Source organism: Burkholderia ubonensis, assembly GCF_902833085.1.
Taxonomy (GTDB): Bacteria; Pseudomonadota; Gammaproteobacteria; order Burkholderiales; family Burkholderiaceae; genus Burkholderia; species Burkholderia ubonensis.
Genome location: NZ_CADFEB010000013.1, coordinates 41213 through 61948, shown reverse-complemented (window position 1 = coordinate 61948; position 20736 = coordinate 41213). Strand labels below are relative to the sequence as shown.

The 20736-nt window shown below is 67.2% G+C and carries 11 protein-coding genes; 1 reads left to right on the top strand and 10 read right to left on the bottom strand.

The window, feature by feature from the left end:
* Nucleotides 1–36: 36 nt before the first annotated feature.
* The 8 genes from HWX31_RS31550 to HWX31_RS31515 form a co-directional block, all read right to left on the bottom strand.
* On the bottom strand, nucleotides 37–8346 hold the full coding sequence (locus HWX31_RS31550) for a choice-of-anchor Q domain-containing protein (RefSeq protein WP_174965709.1): 8310 nt from the start codon (nucleotides 8344–8346) through the stop codon (nucleotides 37–39).
* 17 nt (nucleotides 8347–8363) lie between these two features.
* A complete protein-coding gene (locus HWX31_RS31545) occupies nucleotides 8364–10019 on the bottom strand; it encodes a multicopper oxidase domain-containing protein (RefSeq protein WP_174965710.1) in 1656 nt (551 codons plus the stop codon).
* Nucleotides 10020–10085: 66 nt separating this feature from the next.
* Nucleotides 10086–11669, bottom strand: coding sequence for a multicopper oxidase domain-containing protein (locus HWX31_RS31540; RefSeq protein ID WP_174965711.1), 1584 nt, complete (start codon nucleotides 11667–11669; stop codon nucleotides 10086–10088).
* 383 nt (nucleotides 11670–12052) lie between these two features.
* Nucleotides 12053–12910, bottom strand: coding sequence for a hypothetical protein (locus HWX31_RS31535; RefSeq protein WP_175934005.1), 858 nt, complete (start codon nucleotides 12908–12910; stop codon nucleotides 12053–12055).
* Between the two features lie 51 nt (nucleotides 12911–12961).
* A complete protein-coding gene (locus HWX31_RS31530; protein WP_174964993.1) occupies nucleotides 12962–13618 on the bottom strand; it encodes a TerD family protein in 657 nt (218 codons plus the stop codon).
* Nucleotides 13619–13705: 87 nt separating this feature from the next.
* The gene (locus HWX31_RS31525) at nucleotides 13706–14722 is read right to left on the bottom strand and encodes a DUF475 domain-containing protein (RefSeq protein WP_059618806.1); all 1017 of its coding nucleotides are present in this window, start codon (nucleotides 14720–14722) and stop codon (nucleotides 13706–13708) included.
* Between the two features lie 49 nt (nucleotides 14723–14771).
* Nucleotides 14772–15521, bottom strand: a complete 750-nt coding sequence (locus HWX31_RS31520) for a VWA domain-containing protein (RefSeq protein ID WP_174964994.1) — start codon at nucleotides 15519–15521, stop codon at nucleotides 14772–14774.
* A gap of 9 nt (nucleotides 15522–15530) precedes the next feature.
* Complete coding sequence (locus tag HWX31_RS31515; RefSeq protein WP_174964995.1) at nucleotides 15531–16610, bottom strand: toxic anion resistance protein; 1080 nt, start codon at nucleotides 16608–16610, stop codon at nucleotides 15531–15533.
* Between the two features lie 480 nt (nucleotides 16611–17090).
* Between HWX31_RS31515 and HWX31_RS31510 the strand changes: the two genes are divergently transcribed.
* The gene (locus HWX31_RS31510) at nucleotides 17091–17819 is read left to right on the top strand and encodes a hypothetical protein (RefSeq protein WP_174964996.1); all 729 of its coding nucleotides are present in this window, start codon (nucleotides 17091–17093) and stop codon (nucleotides 17817–17819) included.
* Between the two features lie 65 nt (nucleotides 17820–17884).
* Here the strand turns inward: HWX31_RS31510 and HWX31_RS31505 are convergent, their stop codons facing one another.
* Together HWX31_RS31505 and HWX31_RS31500 are read right to left on the bottom strand one after the other, a co-directional pair.
* Entirely contained in the window at nucleotides 17885–19351 is a 1467-nt protein-coding gene (locus HWX31_RS31505) for an amidase family protein (RefSeq protein WP_174964997.1), read from the bottom strand.
* A 70-nt stretch (nucleotides 19352–19421) separates the two neighbouring features.
* Nucleotides 19422–20654 (bottom strand): MFS transporter, encoded by a 1233-nt coding sequence (locus tag HWX31_RS31500; RefSeq protein ID WP_174964998.1) that lies wholly within the window; start codon nucleotides 20652–20654, stop codon nucleotides 19422–19424.
* Nucleotides 20655–20736 lie beyond the last annotated feature (82 nt).

Sequence of the window (20736 nt, the reverse complement as noted above, 5' to 3'; positions counted from 1 at the left end):
TTCCTCCTGCGGGATCGGGCGTCGCCTGCGCCGTGCTCAACGTCCGTCGTTTCCCAGCGCGAGCGGGTCGGTCGTCCCGCTGCCCGTGGTCGGCTTCGTGTACTCGACCGCGCCGATGTCGTATCCCTTGCCTTGCGGCCTCGGGTTGCCGAAGATGTCGTGATTCGGCGCACCGGTTGCCGTGCCCGCGCCGATCGCCGGCGACGTGCTCGTGATCGAGTAGTTGCCCATCATCACGTCGTAGCCGGTCGCGCCCGGCATCAGCGCCTCGTTGACCAGCGACAGCGGTCCGTACAGCATGTTGATCCACTGGTTGCCCTCGTCCGGCGTCGCCGTCGGCAGCAGGCCGAACAGCGGGTTCGGCAGCACCGCGTCGGCAATCCCGGGCGGCACGGCAAAGCCGTTTCCACCGGCTTCCGGCGGCACGCGCGAGCCGTTGCAGTACTGGCCCACCGTCTGCGGATTCGCCGCGAGGTTGGTCGCGCCGTAGCCCGTCGTGCTGGTCAGGATCGAATACTGCGGGTTCATCGTCAGTCCCGATTGATGGTTGGTGGGCCCCGTGTCGCCGTACGCGCCGATGTCCCAGTAGAACGGCGGCGTCTGGCCACCCGTCACGCAGGTGCCCGTCGCGAGCCCCTTCTGGTTCAGCACCGGGTTCAACGTCACCGCGTTCTGCACGCCCGGGATGGTCGGATCGGGCTGCGGGCTCACGGTGATGTAGAACGAGCGGTTCTGCCAGAACACGTTGTTGGTCAGCACCGGGTTCGAGAACTGCGTGCAGTTCGGCGCGTTCGCGGGGCACGTGACCTTCCCCGTGAACGTCGCGGGCGGCACGAACGCGTTCTTGAAGAGCTGCGTGTGCGGCGCGGTCTCCAGCCCGGCCGGCTGCTGCGTCGACGTGCCGATGTAGCCCGTGCACGTCGTGTCCGAGCCGTTCGGGTTGACCGTGCATCCCGGCGGCAGCACGTTCGATTGCGACGCGGCCGGCGTATTGAACAGCACCCCTGCCGACGCCGTCGCATCGTTCGCGATCACCGTGTTGTTGACGAAGTTCACGCGCACCGCATCCTGCAGCGACACGCCGCCGCCCGACCAGCCGGCCACGTTGTCCGCGATGATGTTGTTGATCACGCTCACCTGGTACCAGTTGTTCGAATTGCCGAGGCTGCGCTGCACGTCGGTGCCGTTGATGCTCTGCAGCCGCAGGCCGCCTCCCTTGCCGCTTTCCGCGGTGTTGCCCATGATCAGGTTGCCGTCGATCACGAGGCCCGGACCGACGCCGTCGGACAGCTGCGGCGCGCAATCGACGTCGACGGTGGAGTTCTCGCAGAACGTGCCGTCCGGGGGCACCCCCTGCGCGATGATGCCGCCGCCGTACGTCGGCAGCGTCGGGTTGTTGCTCTGGTTGAACAGCACCACGTTGTGCGACAGGTCGCCGTTGTAGCTGAAGCCGAAGTGCGAAATGCCGCCGCCGTCACCACCGCTGATGTTGCCGCATACCCAGTTGTAGTTGAAATGGTAGTAGTCGGAACCGGAGCAGAACGTCACGCCGCCGGCCGCCGCAGGCGTGGTCGAATTGATCTCGTCGCCGTACGACGCGTTCGCCGTGACCGCGTTGTGATGCACGTTGACATGGTGGTTGTACATGTATGCCAGCTGCGTCACGCCGTCCGACGCGATCGTCCCGTCCGGCACCTCGACCTGGCCGATCGTGATGCCGCCCGTGAGCGTGCCCGCGTTGCCCGTCACCCGGTTGTTCGACACCTCCGTGTAGTGGTTCCAGCCGTGCAGGAAGATGCCGCCGCCGCCCTGCGAGCTGTTGTTGAACGTGATCCCGTCGATGCGCGACGGATTGCACAGGAAGTTGCTGTAGTTCGGGTTGTTCGGGTCCGTCGTGCAGTCCTTCGTCGTGAGCGGCGTGCAGACGCCGTTCGCGGTGCAGTTCGTGCTCGGTTGCACGCCCTTGCCCAGCACCGTGACGCCCGCGCCTTCATACGCGCCCATCAGCGACGGCTCCATCAGCAGTTCGCCCAGGTTGCCGTTGAGGGTCGAGTCCCAGCCGACGGTCGGCTCCAGCGGGATCGGGTCCGCGTGCCCCTGCATCTGCGTCGAGCAGGTGTAGGTGTTCGACGGATCGTACGGGTTGTTGGTCGGCCCGATCGGCTTCGTCGGGTCGTAGGCCGTGATCGGCCCGCCGTCCAGCGACACGCCGAACAGGCAGTCGACCAGCCGGCGCCACGGGTCCATCTTGCCCGACGGATGCGTGTTCGCGTTGACCGTCACCGACGGCGCGCCGATGCCTTGCAACCGCACCGGCTTCCACATCACCAGCATCTCGTTGTACGTACCCGGACCGACGACGATCAGGTCGCCCGCGCTCGCATGGTCGATCGCGCTCTGCAGCGCGTTGCCCGCGCCGTTTTCTCCATTGACGTAGGTCGGCGGCTTGCCGCCGATCGTGACGGTCACCGCATCGATCGACTGCTTGCCGCTGTTGGTCGACACCACCAGCTCGCCGCACTGCGTCGCCGGCGCGCCCATCTGCTGGATCGTGCAGGTCGACGGCGTCGTCGTCGACGGCGCGAGCGGCTTGCTCAGGTCGGGCACGCTGACGACGATCTTCGTATCGCTCCACGACTGGACCGGCGCATTGACGCCGGCAATCGTGACCCGTCCCAGCCCCTGCGTCGCACCGAATCCATAGTGGCGCGTGATGAACTTCTGGTTGAACGGCGCCGTGGACTGGCTCGGCCCCGAGTAAGCGTGGTTCGGCACCTGCTGGTCGCCCAGCGCGTTGATCGTCAGCAGGTGATGCGCCGCGCTGACCCACGGCCCCGCCCCGCCGCCGCTCGCATCGCCGGTCACGCTCGAGATCGCGGGCGTCGCATCCGGATACGCGCAGTCGGGCTGGTTGTATCCGTCGGCGAAGGCCTGCACCGGCACCACCGGCGTGTCCATGTATTGCGTCTGTCCGGGCATGAACGGAATCTCATAGCAGAACTGGCTGTATGCCGGGTTGTACAGCGGATCGGTCATCGTCTTGCCGGGGTTCTTCGGGTCGGGAATCGGGCCCGGGTCGTTCATGCACGCGACCATCATCGTCGGCGCATAACCGGTCGGGTTCGGAGGATTCACTTCCCAGGTCGAGAACGTCAGCCCGTTGTAGATGCCCCACTGATCGGAATACGTGCGCGAGATTTCGTTGCCGGAGAAGTCCTTGAACGAGACCGGCACGTTCGGCACCGCGAACTTCTCGCCGAATTGCGGCGAATACGGATCGAACTCCGACGAGAAGTCGTCGAGCATGAAGCCTGTGTAGTGCGCGCTGACGTGCGTCGAGCTGAAGATCCAGAACTTCGCGAGCACCGACTCCTCGTCCGTGAGCGCCACTTCCTTGCGGTCGCACAGGTGCCGCGACGCGCCCGCGAACGGCGCCACCTCCTTCGAGCCCGGGAACAGGCTGATGTAGTCGGGCACGATGCGCAGCTCGCCGACGCACGGCCAGAACCGTTCGACGCTGCCGGTATCGCCTTCGGCATGCGGCGTCGAACCGAGGTCCGTGGTCGGGTTCTGCGCATTGTTCGCGTTGTAGGTCGAGTTCACCGCCGCCTGGTCGGGGAGGATGAAGATGTTGCCGATCCCGCCGAACTGCTGCGTCACCGGCGCGATGTAGTTGTCGCCGATCAGGATGTTCTTGTCCTCCTCCTTCACCAGTTCGTAGCCCGGCGGCACGACGATCTCCACCACGTACTTGCCGGCAGGCAGCATCGGCGTGCCGTCGACGGGGTTCTTCCCGACGCAGATCGTGCAGTTCGATGCGACCGGCTTGCCGGTCGAATCCGTCGCGGTCACGCTCGGGAACTTGTATGCGCCGTCATACGGCGCCGGCTGGATCTGGTTGAACACGTGCATGCCGTCGTAGCACTTGAATTGCGCGTTCGCCGGCAGCTGGCGATGCTGCGGATCGAGCCAGTTGGTACTGTTCTGCAACGTGAAGTAGAACGGATCGCTCGTGTTCTGCCCCGGGCAGTTCATGTTCGGCGTCACGCCGTCGGCGCGGAAGCCCTGCGCCCAGTCGTCCCAGCTCGTCGTCCTGGTCGTGTCCACGAGCGTCAGGTTGGTGGTGCCGTCCGCGGCCGTGCCCTCCTGGTACAGGTTCACCGTGACGTTCGGCACGTCGGGCGTCCACTTCGTGTGGATCAGCAGCGTCGGATCGTCGAACGGCCGCGTCGACGCGTAGATGACCTCGCCGCGAATCCCGCCGTTCTCGCCCTTCGCAAACGGCGTCTTGCCGTACTCGATGAACGAGTTCTGACCCGAGAAGCCCTGCCACGCCTCCGACGTCACCCACGGCGGATCGACCCGCCCGGTCGAGCCGCTGCCGGTCGACGCGCAGTCCGCGTCCGCGCAGTACTTCGCGCCCGGCACCCGAAGACCGGACGGCACGGGTACGGTCTCGACCGTGTTCGCGAAGTTCTTCGCAATCGTCGAATTCCCGCTGCCCGGCACGCCGGTGCCGTCGACCGCGCCGCCCGCGTCATACACCACGTGCGTACCGGTCGGCTTGAAGCGCGTCATGTCGTCGTCCACCACGTACCAGTTGAACAGCGGAAACACCTCGTTGAACGGCGCATAGCCGTTGCCGTCCGTACTGTTGAAGTTCGAGTAGCTGCCGTCGCGGAACCGCATGTTGACCGACGCCAGCGCGATGCCGGGATCGTCCGGGTGCGAGATGCCGTCGCCGTGCAGGTCGATGAAGGTCCGCGTATAGAGGTTCGTCTGCCACTGCAGCACCGGAATGTCGCCGAGGTCGACCGTCGTGCTCCCGTTGGCGGCAGGAAGCTGGACCGCCTTCGCGAGCCCGTCGACGATCTGGTCGTTCCACTGGTCGAACACCGTGATGCGCGTCGTGCCGCTCGGCAGGCCGCTGATCGTGAACTTGCCCTGCGCGTCGCACTTCGTGAAGCCGTAATCCTCGCCGTCCGGGTCGCCGACGCTCACGTAGCACTGCGAGAACGCCAGCGAATCGTGCGACCCGCTGCCGTACAGGTTTTCGTTCGGCGGACGGCTGTAGTGCAGGTTCGTGATACGGCCCGTGATCGTGTTCCCGCATGGGCCGGTGTCGCACAGCCCCGTCTTCGCCGCGTTGGTTCTCCTCGCGTTGATGATCTGCGGATTCGCGAAGCCGATCGACACGTGATAGCCCGCCGGCCCGAACTCCTGGAAGTACGCGGGCCCGCCGACCTTGATGAACGCGTCGTGCGCCTTCTGTCCGTCGAGCGTATTGGTCTGCAGCCATTCCTCGCCGCGGCCGATGCGGTCGGCCGCCGGCGTCGCGACCACGCCGTACCTGCCCGGCATCAGGTTCGCGATCACGGCCTGGCCGACGAGCGGCGACAACGTCTTGCCGTCCGATTCGTACTTCGGGCAGGTCGGGATCATGCCGACCAGGCCGTCGGTCGCCGTCGTGATCGGGCACGCGTTGAGCCCGGTGAGCGGGTCGACGGTGCCCTGCAGCGCATTCGACAGCGGCATGTTGAACATGTCGTAGGTCATCTGCCCGGTCGGGTCGCCCGTGCCGCCGGCATCGTCCCAGAGCTTGATCTCGAACCCGCCGAGGCCCGGCTCGCGCGCGGTGCCGAAGCCGTCGGTCCCGCCGCTGACGTCCACTTCGCCGTTGAGCGGCGCATCGTCCTCGAACACGAACACCGAGAGCTTCGCGGTCGGATACGGCGTTTGCGTCAGCAGCACGTTGAGCTGCCCCGCCTGTCCGGCCGCGGTCTGACCTGCCCGCGCGGCCGCGACCTGCGCGGGCGTGATCGGCGCGCCGCCCATGCTGTGCCCGCACTTGCCGGTGCCCGGCGCAAAATCCGCGCCGCTCGGGCCCGACGGGCAGTCGAGCGCGATGCTGAACTGCCGCGTGCCGTTGTACGGCACGCCGCCGCCGTTCGAGAACGTGTTGCCGGCGTCGCCGGGCAGGATCGAGATGTAGTAGTGCTTGGTCGGATCGAGCGCGACGTACATCGGATCGACCGGCGACTGTTGCGCGACGTTCGCGCCGGTGCGGCACACGCCGTTGCCGACGTCGCACACGGTCGGCAGGTGCGTGTTCGACACCGGGTCGTACACGGTCTGCCCGGATTCGCACGCCACCGTGCCGACGCAGCCCGCGGCCACCACCGGCATGTAGCTCGTATGGAAGTTCGTGCCGAGGCTCGGGACCGGCAGCGGCGGGCAGTTCGCGGGCCGCGACGTCGCGGAATTCACCTGGCAGGCCGGATCGATCTGCATCGTGCGGTCTTCCTCGATGATCCAGCGATAGTCGGTGAGCTTGACCATCTTGTTCGGCGCGGTGGCGTCCGGCGCCATGCTCGGCGCATCCATCACGTTGACGACGAGCCCGCTGCCGGGATTGAAGGTGACGGTCACGGTGCCGGTCGTCTTGCTCGTCTGCTTCTGCGTATTGGTCACGTTGTACTGGAACGTCACCGTCTGCGCGGACGCGCTGCTGCCGGCAAGCGGCGGCGTCGCCGGCGCTGCGGTAAACGAGCCGTCCGGGTTCAGCGTCACGGCGCCGTTCTGGGCCGCCCCGACGAGCTGCGCGGTGAGCGGCAGCCCGGCCGGATCGCTCGCGCTGGCGAGCACGCCGGGCGCGCCGACCTGCAGCCGCGACGCGATGTTGCTCGTGAAGCTGGCGTTACCCGCGGTGGGCACCGACAGGCACCCGTTGCCCGCCGTGCAGGCGGTCAGCGTCACCTTCGCCGTCACCGGCGGCGTGCCGTTCGTCGACTGATAGACGAAGCTGTCGTTCGACGTGCTGCTCGACAGATAGGTGAACGTACCGTCCGTGTTCAGCGTGAGCGTGCCGTTCGCGGGCGGCGTCTGGACCTTCACGCCGTAGACGCCGGTGTCGTTCGCGATCACGCCCTTGGCCGGGTCCGACACGGTCAGGGTCGTGCCCGGCACGAACATGTAGTTCGCGCCCGCGGCGGTCGGCGTCTCGCCGATGCCGGCCGTCGCCGACGGCAGCGCGTTGTTGACCGCGATGTAGCCCTGCATCCCGCCGTCGCGCTGGTTGTTGGTCGACAGGCTCAGCTCGCGGTCGTACACGGGCAACGGCCCCGCGGCCGGCGCGTTGACCATCACGTCGTAAGTCTTGCCGGCGGCCATGAACACGGCGTTCTGAATGCGCGGGTTGCCGGGCATCACGTTGCCGTCCTCGGCGACGAGCGCGAACCCGGGAATCGACGGATTGCCCGTCTGCGCGCCGACCACGGCGGGAATGTGCATGCGCAGGCCGGCGTTCACGAGGCGCACGAGCACCTGCCCGGTCGATGCCGTCACGTTCGCGCTCGGCGCGAATGCCGACGCGTTCGGGTTCGTGCGGTCGAAGGCGACGCCGTTGATCAGGTAGTAGCGCGGATCGTAGTTCACCGCCGGCGGATAGCACGTGCCGAACGATACGGACTTCGAATTGCCGCATCCTCCGGGCTGCCCCGACCATGCCGCCGTCTCGCTGAAGCCCGGGGTCGCGACGGCCGCGGCGACCGCCGCGTTCTGCACCGGATCGATCTCGCCCATCACGAGCGGCACGTCGGCGTCATAGCAGCTCGCCGTGTTCGGATAGGCCTGGTTCGTGGATGCGCAGGTCGAGCTCGGGACGCTCGGGCTCTTCACGACCAGCACGCCGTAGAGGCCCATCGGCCCCTGGATCGACGGGTGCGTGCCCGACTCGAGCAGATAGGTGCCGGGCTTGAGGCTCGCCCAGGTGAGCGTCGTATATGCCTTCGGGTCGGTCGTCGGCGCCACCTCGGTGCCGAACGACTGGATGCGCGGCCCTTGCGCGGGCGGCGTAAACGCGGCGGGCGGCGTGGAGTACGGCGTCGGAGGCGCCGTCGTAGACGATACGATCGGCCAGGTCGTCGCGGTCTGCGTCGGATGCGGCGGACTCGGCACGGTGGTCGGTGCGCTTCCCAGCCCGCCGCCCAGTTGCCCGACGATGACGAGCGACGTCGGCACCGGCGCCGGCAGGTTGTTGGTCAGGTTGATCTGCAACTGCCCTGCCGGCACGGTGATCACCACCGGCGACCAGTTCGCGCCGGCGGTCGGATTCGCCGCCGCGCAGGTGGCGTTCGCGGCCGGCACCGTCGCGTTGGCGGCCGGCGTGCAGGTGTAGCCCCACATCGGCACGGACTGTCCGTCCGGCATCAGCGCGGTGGAGGCCTTCGCCGTCAGATTGACGACCGCCTGCGCGAAGCACGCCTCGCCGGCCGTCAGCAACATGGATGCCGCGACGCCTGCCTTGAACAGACCAAGGAGCGTCGCCGTGAGCTTGGTGGATCTCATCGCCTTTCTCCCCACCCCTAATTGGATTCGTCGATCGGAAATACCGGGGGATCAACGAGCATCATCATCATCATTCCGCCGGGGAAGATGTTGTTCGTCGTGATCTCGCGCTCGTTATGCGAGTGCCACATGAATGCGAAGCCCGCTTCCGTCGCCGCCGGGTTCAGTTGCACGCCGCTCGGCGGCGTCGTTCCCGTCGGGGACGTTGCTCGCGTCGTGGCGTCCGGCCCGAGATACGGACTGCCGCCATACCAGGCCCCGTTGGTCAGGATGTTCGAGTCCGGCAGCGTGACCGGCCCGCCGCTGCCGACCTTGCCGAACGGCGCCTTCTCGAGCGCCTTGCCATGGTCCTGGCACCACTCGTAGTAGTTCGGCGCATTGCGCGGAGCCGGCGGATTCGAGGCCGTCGTGTAGTAGCCGTTCGCGTCCGGGATGCAGACGCTGCCGTCGCCCGCGTAGTGCGCGTAGACGTCCCAGTTCAGGCCCCTGCCGGTCCAGTAGAAAATCCCGTCCATCGTGATGCCCGGCGTCGTGGTCGTCGTAAACAGCAGCGGGCCGGCCGGCAACTGGGCGCTCGCCGGGTTGTTCGGGCTGGCCTGGCTCAGCAGCAGGTTGCCGTCGCGCGCGAGCACGCGCACGTGATTGCCGTGCTCGTGGAACGGATGCTGCCAGCGGCCCGTGCCGATGATCCGCAGCAGCACCAGTTCGCCCGGATGCATGTGCGGGTTGCCGTTATACGGCTGGTGCGGATACTGCGGCGCATAGTTCGGGTCCATGTCGTCCGGCATCGAGCGGCCGTTGACCATGAAATACGCGGGGTGATAAGGCTCGGTCTCCACCGTCATGCAGCCGGCGGGTTTCGTGCAGGACGTGTTCGCCGCGACCTGCTGCTCCGCCTGCTGATGGATGCGCGGGTCCATTTCGGAGAACTGAAAAAGATACTCGCGATCGTAGCAGGCCGCGCTGTTGTCGAAGGCCGCCGCCGCATTGCGGAAATCGTGCTGGCCGAAGGGCCGGCCCGTATCCGGGAATGCCATGCAGCCCGCCGTGTTGACCGACGTATTCGGCAGCACGATGATCGCGCCGTACAGCCCCATCTCGATCTGCAGATCGCCCTGCGTGCCGCTGTAGTACGTATGCGTGCCGGGCGTCGATGCGACGAACGTGTAGGTGACCGTCGCGCCGTGCGCCGCCTCCTGCGCCAGCAGTCCGGGGGTGCCGTTGCCGGCCGACGGCGTGCAGGTCTTGCCGTCCGTGCTCAAGGTCCCCGCACACACGACGAACCCCGGGAACAGGATCGACGTGTTGCCGGCCGCGACGGGAAGATTGTTGGTGAGCGTCACGGTGATGACGTCGCCCTGCCTGACGATCAAGGTCGGACCGGGGATCTGCATCGTCGGACAGGTCGCACCGGCGATCGTCGACGGCGAAAAGACGAGCGGCGTCGCGCTGTTCGCCGCACAGCCGTAGCCCCAGGAGTAGACGCTCGTGCCGTCGGGCTGGGTGATGCGGGCCTCCCCGGCGCTCAGGTTGAAAACCTTGCCGGTGATGCCCGGCGCGGCGGCCAGCGCGTGCATCGACAGCAACGCGGCGAGCGTCGCGACGCTGACGCGTGCAAGCCGTCCAAGGTGCGCGAGCGTCGCGGTCCACGCGCGGTGAGTGATGTGTCCCACGGCTTTTCTCCTCAGTGCAGGACTACCCGTTCTGGCCCGCCCGATGACGCAGGCGGGCCTTGGTCATCAGAGCGTGCAATGCTTCGTGGCCGGATCCACCGCACTGCAGATGTGAATCTCGGTCATCAGGCCGCCGAAGTTCTCCTGATCGTTCGACAGGTGATCGAGGTTCGGCGTGTACAGATAGAAGATCTGGCCCGAGTGGTATTTCGTCGTGTCGCTCGCGTCGAGAATCAGGTCCAGCGACTCGCCGCCGGCCAGTGTGATCGAATTCGTGTCGTAGGCCAGGTTGTTGCCGGCCATGTCGCGCAGCATGCGGGCATTGATCGCGATCACGTGCATCGGGATCCCGAGCGACGCCAGCGTCTGGTATTCGGTGACGTCGAGATCCGAGATCCGCAGCAGCGCCCTGCCGCCGGCCGGAACGTTGATCAGCGTCGGCAGCGGTTGCGAAGGATGCATCGAGCTGTCCGACGCGGGCGTCGACATCGGCCCCTGCGTCACCGTGTCCGGATAGCTTCGGCCGTTCAGCATGAAGAACTTGTCCTTCATGTCGGTGAACGGCTCCGGATTGAACGTCATGCCGACGAAGTGGAAGTTCGGATCGAACCCGTGGATCTGGATCGGATACTCGACGTCGTATGCGGTCGAGCCGTCGCCGTCGTTGTATGCGTAGAGCGACAGCGTCTCCGGCGTGGTCGCCGGGATGTTGGGGTTCGCTGCGCGCACGAGTCCGTTGTTCTTCGTCGGCAGCGGCGTCGAGCACAGGATGTCGTTTCCGCAGCGGGTGCGCAGGTCGGATTGCTGCGTGACGAGCGCGTTGTACAGCGACACGCCTTTCGGCACCCGGTCCTGGCGCGGCCGCACGTAGATCTGGCCGACCATGCCCATCTGCAGGTGCTCCGGCGGCGTGATGTGGCAGTGCCAGAAATAGGTGCCCGCATCCGGCGCGAGGTAGTAGTACGTGAAGCTTGCGCCGATGTTGATCGCGACCGACGCATCCGGCACGCCGTCATAGAACGACGACGCGTTCGGGTAGCCGTGGAAGTGCACCGTGTGCTTCTCGAACAGGTCGGGACGCATGATCATCCCGACGTTCGTGAGCGTGAGGAAAAATTCGTCGTCCTCGTCGATCGCCATCAGCGGCGCCGGCTCGTTGCCGTTCATCACGCCGATGTCCATGATCGGGCGCGGATCGACGTGCCCGGTCAGCGCGCCGCCCGCGTCCGGATCGGGCGCGAGGCCGACCGCGCCGTTGTAGGTCGGGTCCGTTCGCGGATCGCCGACGGTGTTGAACACCGACGCGAACTCGGTGCCGGGCAGGCCGGACTTGATGTCGGCGAGCCCCGACAGCGGACCGAACGCGAACAGGTAGGTCTGCACGCCATTGGCCATCGTCGCGTAACCGTCGCCGCCCGAGATCTGCTGGCATTTGATCGCGCCGTTCACGGCGCCGGTCGCCGTGGAGGTCTGTCCCGTATAGGTCGGCTTGGTGTAGGCCGGCTCGCCCGCGCCGAGCGGCAGCGCGGTCGGATGCGACGGCGTGGTGAACGGGCATTGGACACGGAACGATTGCGCGAACGACGGGACGGCGAACAACAGGAGCAACAGTGCCGCCACACTGCTGCAGTACGTGCGGGTGCTGAACATATGACCTCCATCCTTGGGGTCAACCAGCGATACGCGCTGGACGTCATGCTCGGTTGCGAACGCGGGCCGGCGACGTCTTCGCAAAGACCCGTAGCTGGATTGTGCAGAGGCGCACGCAAGCCCGGGATGGGTCACCCCCCTACTTTTCGGGTAGGGGGGACCCAGCGCATCCGATGGGTCGTGTTGTCCGGAACGCAGGCTGGCGCGCGTTCCGATGGCCGCCGGCGGTCAGTCGCACGCGACGGGGGCGTCGACGGGATACGGGCGCGGCAAGGCCGCTTTCATTCCTGTTTCAGGGAAATGGGTGTCGCGCCGGCCGGCGCGCACCCGCGTCGTCGTGCCGGGATGCGATTGGCGCCCGAGCGGCGCCCGCCCCTCGCCGCTCAGCCGCGCGGCCGCGCCGCGGCCGCCGCCGGCAACACCACGTTCATCAGGTGATCGGCGCGCGACAGCAGGTCGGTCACCCGCTCGTCGAGCCCGCGCAGCAGCGCCGGCTGCATGCGGATTTGCTGGACCGCCTGCCCGACGATGTTGCGGCGGTCGAACAGCGTGCGTTCGAGCCCCGGGTCGTCGGGCGCGCGCACGACGTCCGCGACCGCGCTCAGCGCCGCGAGCACGACGACGAGGCTTTCGTCCGCGTGCCGGACCTTCGCGGCCAGCGCCTCGGTCCGGCGCGGGAAGAAACCGAGCGACTGCTTGAGCGCGCCGAGCGCCGCGCGGTAATCGACCTGGCCGGACGACGGACGGAACCAGCGGTCGAGCATGCCGGCCTTGCGCGTGGCCTGCGCGAGCAGGTCCGCCATCAGGTCGGCCGCGCCGAGTTCGTTGAATTCGCGCGTCGTCGCCGCGACGGCCTCGACGAGATTGCCGGCGCTTTCGAGCGCGGCGTCGCCGATCGTCGCCACGCTCGCGAGCTTGAGCGGCACCAGTTGCCGGATATGCCGCTCGATGCGCGGCGCGCAGTCGGGATAGAGATTCGGGAAACGCGCCTGCGCGGCGCGGAAGCACTGCTCGAGCAGCGGATGATCCGATTCGCCGAACAGCGCGCGGCCGACCGCGTCGGCAGGCGCCGCGCGCGTGTGCCGCTCGGGCGCCGGCCCCAGGTCGAGCGCCTTCGGCGCGGGCCGGTCGGCCGGCCGCGGCGCATCGGCCGGCGGCGTGCCGAACGCGAGCCGGCCCGGCGTGCGCGCGGGCGCGTCGTCGAAATCGAGCGGCTTCGGCTCGTCAGGCTGGCGGGTCATCGGTGCATCCCGCCCGGCGCGCCGGTGGTCCGTGCGCCGGGCTGCGGCGAGTCAGACCACGCCGCCGTAGGCGCGGACGAAATCGCCGAGGCCGCGGTTGTAGCCCGCGCCGACCGCCTTGAACATGAAATGGCCGTCGCGCCGGTAGAAGCTGCCGACCTGCACCGACGTCTCCATCGAGAAGTCCTCTTCGAGCGCATACTTCGCGATCACGGCGCCCGTCACTTCGTCGGCGATCTGGATGTAGCTGTTGCGCACCTGCCCGAAGTTCTGGCGGCGCGCTTCGGCCTGGTCGATCGTGACGACCACCGAGATTTCCTCGACGTCCGCCGCGAGCTTCGTCACGTCGATGAAGATCACCTCGTCGTCCCCGTCGCCGCTGCCGGTGCGGTTGTCGCCGCTATGCACGACGCCGAGGCATTTCGACGCCGGCATCCCGCGCTTCGGAAAATCGTCGCCGGGCTGGATGAAGGTGTCCTTGCGCTCCATCGTGCGCACTTCACTGTTGTAGAACACGAAGTGCTGGTCGGAGATCAGCTTCGGATTGTTCTGCGCGTCGTACTTGCACAGGAACACCGACACGTCGAGATCGAAATCCGTGCCCGTGTCCGTCGCGTTCGCATCCCAGCCGAGGCCGATGCGGAATTTCTGCGTGCCGGGCGCCTCTTTCGACAGGTTGAGGCGGCCGCCCTTCGACAAATTGATCATCTGAACATCTCCTGCTGGAATCCGCCGGCCACCGGCGGTAACCCGGGCTGCCCGCGGCAGCCTCTCGTCAATAGGTGCCGCGCGCCGTCACTTGCCGCCGGCCGCCGCGCGCTCTTCCTTGCGTTGCACGATGATCGACGACCACACGGCCGCGCCGATCGTCGCCGCGCCGATCAGGCCCGTCACGACCTCGGGGATCTCCAGCTTCACGCCGAGGAACATGATCGCCGCGAGCGCGCCGATCGCCCAGAACGCGCCGTGCTCCAGATAGCGGTATTGCGCGAGCGTGCCCTTCTTCAGCAGCACGAGCGTCATTTCCCGGATGTAGGCCGCGCCGACGCCGAGGCCGAGCGCGATCAGGAAAATGTTGTTCGACAGCGCGAACGCGCCGATCACGCCGTCGAAGCTGAACGACGAATCGAGCACTTCGAGATACATGAAGCCCGCGACGCCTTCGCGCACCACGCGCGAGCCGGTGTCCTCGCCGCCGATCAGGTCGCCGATGCCGTGCGCGATCACGAAGCTGATCACGCCGAACGCGCCCGCCAGCAGGAAGCTCACCTGCTCGGCCGACGGCACGTACAGCGACGCGATGATCACGATCGCGAGCGTCAGCGCGACCTCGAGCGCCGTGATCCGGCCAAGATGACGCATCGGGCCTTCGAAGATGCCGATCCAGTGCTCGTCCTTCTCGGTGTCGAGCATGAACTTGAAGAACACCATCAGCAGGAACGCGCCGCCGAACGCCGACACCTGGTGATGCGCGGACGTCAGGATCGCCGCGTACTTGTCCGGCGCGTCGATCGCGAGCGTCAGCGCCTCCCACATGCCGATGCGGCCGATCACCGCGACGATCAACAGCGGGAACACGAGCCGCATGCCGAACACGGCCACCGGCAGGCCGAACACCATGAAGCGGTTGCGCCACTTCTCCGACCAGTTCTTGAGCACGGATGCGTTGACGACCGCGTTGTCGAGCGACAGCGAAATTTCGAGCACGCACAGGACGGCGACGATGAGCATGTCCTTGACGCCGCCGAGCCAGTACGCGACGACGAGCGCCAGCACCGTGAGCGACAGCGGGATCTTGAAATCTTTCAGCATGATGGGAATGTGACTCTGTTCGAAAAAGGGATGCCGTGCGGGCCCGCGCTTACTTCGCGCGCACCCAATCGCAGAATTCCTGCGTGATCAGCTGTTCGTAGATCTGCTCGTCGGAGACGTCGAGCGATTCGAGATGCAGGAAGCCGACGTTCGGCATTTCGTCGGCGATTTCCTCGAGGAAGCCGAATTCGCTCGGGTCGCCGACGCCGACGAGCGACCAGTACAGCGGGTAATGCTGCGACTCGGCCAGCAGCTGGCGCACGCGCTTGCGATCGTTCTTCGGGTTCTGGCCGTCGGTGACGAACAGCACCCAGGCCGGCAGGTGGCCGTTCGCCGACACGGGCGCGCTCGGCGGCGCGGGCGTGTCGTCGGCGCCGCCGAACAGCCGGCTCAGGAAGCCGCGCTTGGCTTCGCGCCGGGGCGCCGGCTCCGGCGCGCGGAAGAAGAAGTCGACGATGTCGTGCATCACCGGCGCGTACTGCGTGCCGCCCCACTTGTCGATGTCGCCGTTCAGCACGAAGTCGGTGATGTACGCGCCGTAGTTGTCCGGCGTCGCGGTCGGCAGGCGGTCGAATCCTTCGGTGAAGGTCCACGTGTCGACTTCGCCGTTGTCGTCGAACTTCAGCGCGATGCCGAGGATCCGGTCGTGCGTCTCCTGGATCACGCCCGACTTGTACAGCGCCTTCGCGGAGCCCGAGATGTCGAGCGCCGCGCCGACGCGCACCACGGGCGGCTTCAGGATCTGGCGTTTTTCGAGGACGATCGCGACCTTCGCCGCGCGTTTCTCAAGCGTAATCATGCGTGAACCTCAGTTGTGCTTCGGGGCGAATCGGGTGATCAGGTCCTGTTCGAGCTGGCGCAGCCGCGGCGCGTCCTGCTCGCGCTGCCGCCTGCCTTCGGCGATGATCTGCGTGACGTCGTCGAACGCGCCGAACAGCTGCTGTTGCGCGTATTCGAACGTGTCGGTCGAGATCACCGGGCGCTGCGCGAGCTTCGCGACCTCCTGCGCATTCGCGCGGTTGAGGTCCGCCTGCGCGCGGATCGCCTCGTCGGCCGCGTCGTAGGTCGCGTTCGCGAGCGCCGCGGCGCGCTTCGTGCCGAGCTGTTCGAGGTAGAGCGCGAACGCGTTGGTCCACGCGGGGATCAGCACGGTCTTGATCGTCATGAACTTCGACGTCAGCGTGCGCTTCTGGTCCTGCTCCATCCGGATCTGCGGCGCGAGCTGCTTCGACATCAGCATCGCGCGGTCGAGATCGTCGAGCTTGCTTTCGAGTGCGTCGACCTTGCGCTTCACGTCGAGCAGCCGCTGCGCGCCGAACGCGTCGTCGGCCTGCTGGCCGGCCGCGAGATGCGCGCGCAGCGTCGCGAGCGCCGCTTCGCCGTGCGTCTTCGCCTGCGCGATCTCCTGGTGCAGCGCGTAGTTGTCGTTGTACATCCGCTCGAGTTCGTCGATGCCGGCCTTCTGCCGCTGCGCATGGCTCTCGAGCTCGACGACGAGCGTATCCATCCGCTTGCTGACCGACTCGTATTGCGACAGCAGCTTTTCCTTCGTCGAACGGAACAGCCGCGCGACCTGCGTGAGCAACCCGCCCTTGTCGGCGCCGCGCGGGTCCAGCCCCTTCGCGGTTGCAATCAGTTCGTTGAGCTTGTCGCCGAACTGGTCGGCGTCCGATGCGCGCACGCTCGCGAGAATCTGCTGCGAGAAGGCGGCGATCCGGCCGCCCTGCGCCGCGCCGAGCTGGTCGATCTCGTCGACGGTGATCAGGCGCGCGGCGTCGGCCGCCGGCGGCATGGCGGCTGCGGGCGACGTGACGACGGGAGACGAAGACGGGGTGGAAGGACGATCGCTGACCGCGTCGGATTTCTTGTCATCGAACAGCGGCTTCATGTGGCTACCACGTTTCCTTTTCTGCTTCTGCTGCGGGTTGTCGTGCCCCAATGACGGGCATCCGCGATTTCCGGCCATGCTCTCTCACGGCGGCGGCAGACGGACAATAAATGGGGTGAATGCCCGGCGTCAAGAGAATGCTTTCATTTTGCATTCATTGACGAAGCGGAACGTCGGGAACTGTGAAAGAAGCGGAAATTTCTTCCGGCGGGAAGCAGGCCCGGCGGGCTTGTGACAAGGGCGTGACGGCGTGCGGCGATCGGCGCGACCGAAAGACTTTTGAAAGATAGCGGGCGCCGCGCGTCGATCGGCCATTACGGATCACTGACCGCGTGACGCGGGGCTGCGGGGGCGCCATGTTCGCAATCGCAAGTCGGGACCATTGAAGGACGGCTGGATCGGCGGCATTCGCCGCGCATTCCCAAAGCCGTCGCCGGCCTTTATATTCTCGCGAATTCGCAAAATTTGTACGGGCCAAACATGAACGGTTGGGTTGCTGCGCTGGCCGGCGTCGTCATCCTCTACGTGCTGCTGCGCATGCTCAGGCAGCCGCAGGCGCCGCGGGCGACCGAAGCGGCAAGATCCGCCGCGGACGATACCGCGCCGCCCTCGTTGCCGGCCGAATCAAAGCTGACGCTGGCCGACCAGCCGGACGTCGCTTCGATCGATCGCGTCGTGGTCGACGCCACGGTCCAGGTGGCTGCGCTTCGGCGCGACATGACCGCGCTGCTCGTCGAATGCGGCGCGCTCGACCCGCGCGTTCGCGACGAGCACGAGCGCCTCCTGCCCGAATCACAGAACCTGGTGATCCGCGTCCCGTTGCGCGCAATTCCGAGCGCCCTGATTGCCCGGCTATGGGAGAACGCGGTCGACAACCTGCAGTTCTCCGCACACGTGACCTGGCGCAATCGCGGATACATCCACGGTGCATACGGGACTATCGCCGCTCTCGAGCAGGCATTCGACGCGTGGCTTAACGCCGCGCCGGGATGGCACGACGTCGGCCAGGAACGGGGCAGCTATATCGCCGGCGCATTCTTCACCGACGAGGTCGTGCTGCATATGAAGCGCGATTACCTCGACACCTCCGTCGCCATCGACGTCGTGTCGCGCGACGTATTGAGGCGCGACGTGCGCAGGCAGCTCGCTGAATTGCGCGCGCATCTGGACAATCGCCGCGCGGTCGACGCGAACCGGCTCGATCCGTAACCGCGCTGCGCGCATCGCGCTCACGCATGGGTCCGGCAGCGACGGCTCCGCGCCGAACCCGACGCTCAGGCCCGAAACGCAGGCGGCTCCACGCCGCCGAGCAACCGTTCCAGCGAAAGTCCGATCGCGAGCACGTCCCGGTCTCCGCCCGGCAGCCCGGCGAACTCGATCCCGACCGGCATGCCGTCGGCCGCGAGTCCGGCGGGCAGCACGATGCTCGCCATGCCGACGCAACTGCCGAGCCCGACGTTGCGGCCCAGTGCGTCGAACGCGTCGATCGTGCGCCCGCCGTCGATCGTCACGCCGGTTTCCTCGCCGATCCGGGGCGCACGCACCATGGCAACCGGAAACGCCAGCACGTCCGCGCGATGCTCGCGCATGCCGGCGGCAACGCTCGACGCGAGCGCATTCCGTTCGCGCAACGCCGCCTCGTAGGCTTCGCGCGTGGGCGTGTGCGGCGGCAGGACCATCGCATCCATCAGGTTCTTCGTATTCGACCCGAGCGTCGCGTACAGATCGTCGAAAGCGACCCCCGCTTCGTGGCGCCGAAGGAAATCCGCGACGCTGCCGCGCAGTTCGGCGGCCACGATCGTTCCGACGATGCCGGCCGCGCGCGCCACCTCGTTCAGCGAGCCGGCGATTTCCACGATGGATACGCCCGCTTCGCGCAGGCGCGCCAGCGCATCCCGTGCGACCCGTTCGACTTCGGGATCGAGCGCCGCCCAGAGCGCCGCCGGGACGGCGACGCGCATCTCGTTCACGGGGCGCGGCTCGATCGAACGCGCATCGCGCGCGGCAATCTGGTCGAACAGCACGAGATCCTCGACGAAGCGGGCGAGCGGGCCAACCTGATCGAAATTGCGGCTCAACGGCATGATGCCGTCGTCCGGATAGCGTCCGCGGCTCGGGCGAAAACCCGCGATCCCGCAGAAGGACGCCGGCAGGCGAATCGATCCCCACGTATCCTCGGCCACCGCGAGCGGCGCCATCCGGGCCGACACGGCGGCGGCCGAGCCGCCGCTGCTGCCGCCCGGGCTGCGCGCGAGATCGTACGGATTGCGAACCGCCCCGAAGGCTTCGTTGTTGCTGGTCCAGCCGAACGACAGCTCGTGCAGATTGGTCTTGCCCATGACGATCGCCCCCTCCTCGCCGAGCAGGCCGATCACGCCGGCATCCGCGGACGGCCGGAAGCCCGACAGGGACAGCGTGCCGTTCGACGTCGGCAGCGCGCGCGTATTCACGCTGTCCTTCACCGGAACCGGCAAGCCATGGAGCCGGCCGAGCGCGCCGCCGCGCCTGCGCCGTTCGTCGGCCGCGCGGGCCGCCTGCAGCACCGCATCGCGATCCAGCGTGCGAAACGCATTGAGCTCACGCCACCGGTCCGCCTGCTCGAGGAGCGCCGTCGCATACCGTTCCGCGCTGAATTCACCGCGCTGCATCGCGGCGACGGCCGCGGCCGCGCCGAGACCGAGCAACGCGGCGTCGCCCGACGACGCGGCCTGCGTGAAGCCCCCTGCATTGACCTTATCCATCTCTTTCTTCTCCGTCGATTGTTCGGAAACCCGATTCCGGCGCCGCCGGCGCGGCGCTGAAATCCCCCATTCAATGCGCGGCCTGTCCCGCCACGCGGCGATCGCTCCGATGTCGCACGATCGCGAGCACCAGTCCCGCCAGCACCAGCAGCATCAATGCGCCGCCATAGAAATTGGCGACCTTCAGCAAGCCGAGCCGCGGCGTCATGTAGCCCGCGAGAATCGCCGGCAGGCAGTTCGCGAGATAGCTTTCGACATAGAAGGCCGCCATCAGCCCCGCGCGTTCGTGCGGCTGCGCGAGCGGCATCACGCTGCGCACCGCGCCGAGAAAACCCGCACCGAAGCCGATCCCGGCGATCACCGAGCCGACCAGCAGGATCGCCGTCACGCCCAGATCGGCGCCCGCGAGGATCGAGGGAATGCCGAGGAGCAGCGCCAGCGCGCCGACGATCAGCACCGGCAGCGGCTTGCGCACGCGCACGACCAGGACGGCCGCTCCGCCGCTCAACGTCAGCGCCGCAACGCTCAGCCCGCCGAACCAGACCGATGCCGCGCCGGTCACCTTGCCGATCAGCGACGGCATCAACGACAGATAGAAACCGCCGAGCGCCCACACCGCGATGTTGATCGGCGTGATCGCCAGCAGCTCGGCCCTGGCGGCCGGCGGCACCGAAATGCTCGGCCGCAGCGACTTCAGCGCGCCGGGCCGGCCGCCCGCCGTTTCCGGCGTGCGCCACGTCTGCAACAGCTGAAACGCGAAAAGCGCCAGCAGCAGGACGAATACGAGATGCAATGGCGCCGGCGCCAGTTGGGCCAGCGCGGTCGAGCCGAGCACCCCGAGCGACATGCCGCCCATCGGCGCCATCCCGTTGGTGAACGCGCCCCGCTCCCGGTCGAGGTCGATCAGGGCCGCCCCCACGGACGCGGTGGCGAGCCCTGTCGCCACGCCTTGCAGCACCCGGGCGGCGATGAGCCAGCCCGGGCCGACTGCCGCCAGAAACAGCGCCATCGCCCCCATTTCGAGGATGAGCGCCGCGCTGATCACCGGACGCCGGCCGATATAATCGGACAGCGCTCCCGCCACGATCAGCGCGGACAGCAGCGACAGCGCATACACGCCGAAGATCAGCGTCAGCAGCATCGGCGAGAAATGCCATTGCGCCTGATAGAGCCGATAGAGCGGCGTCGGCACGCTCGACGCGGCCAGATAGCCCACCAGCGTAATCGTGTGGGTCGTCATCGCGGAAGCGGTCGCAGCAGGCGCCGCTCCGGCGGGTGCTTCGGTTTGGGTGACGTTCGACATGGGCCAGTCGGCTCACTAAAGCAAAGAATGTGCTTTAAGATAACGATGATCGAGCACAAATGCAAATATTTTGCTTTAGTGA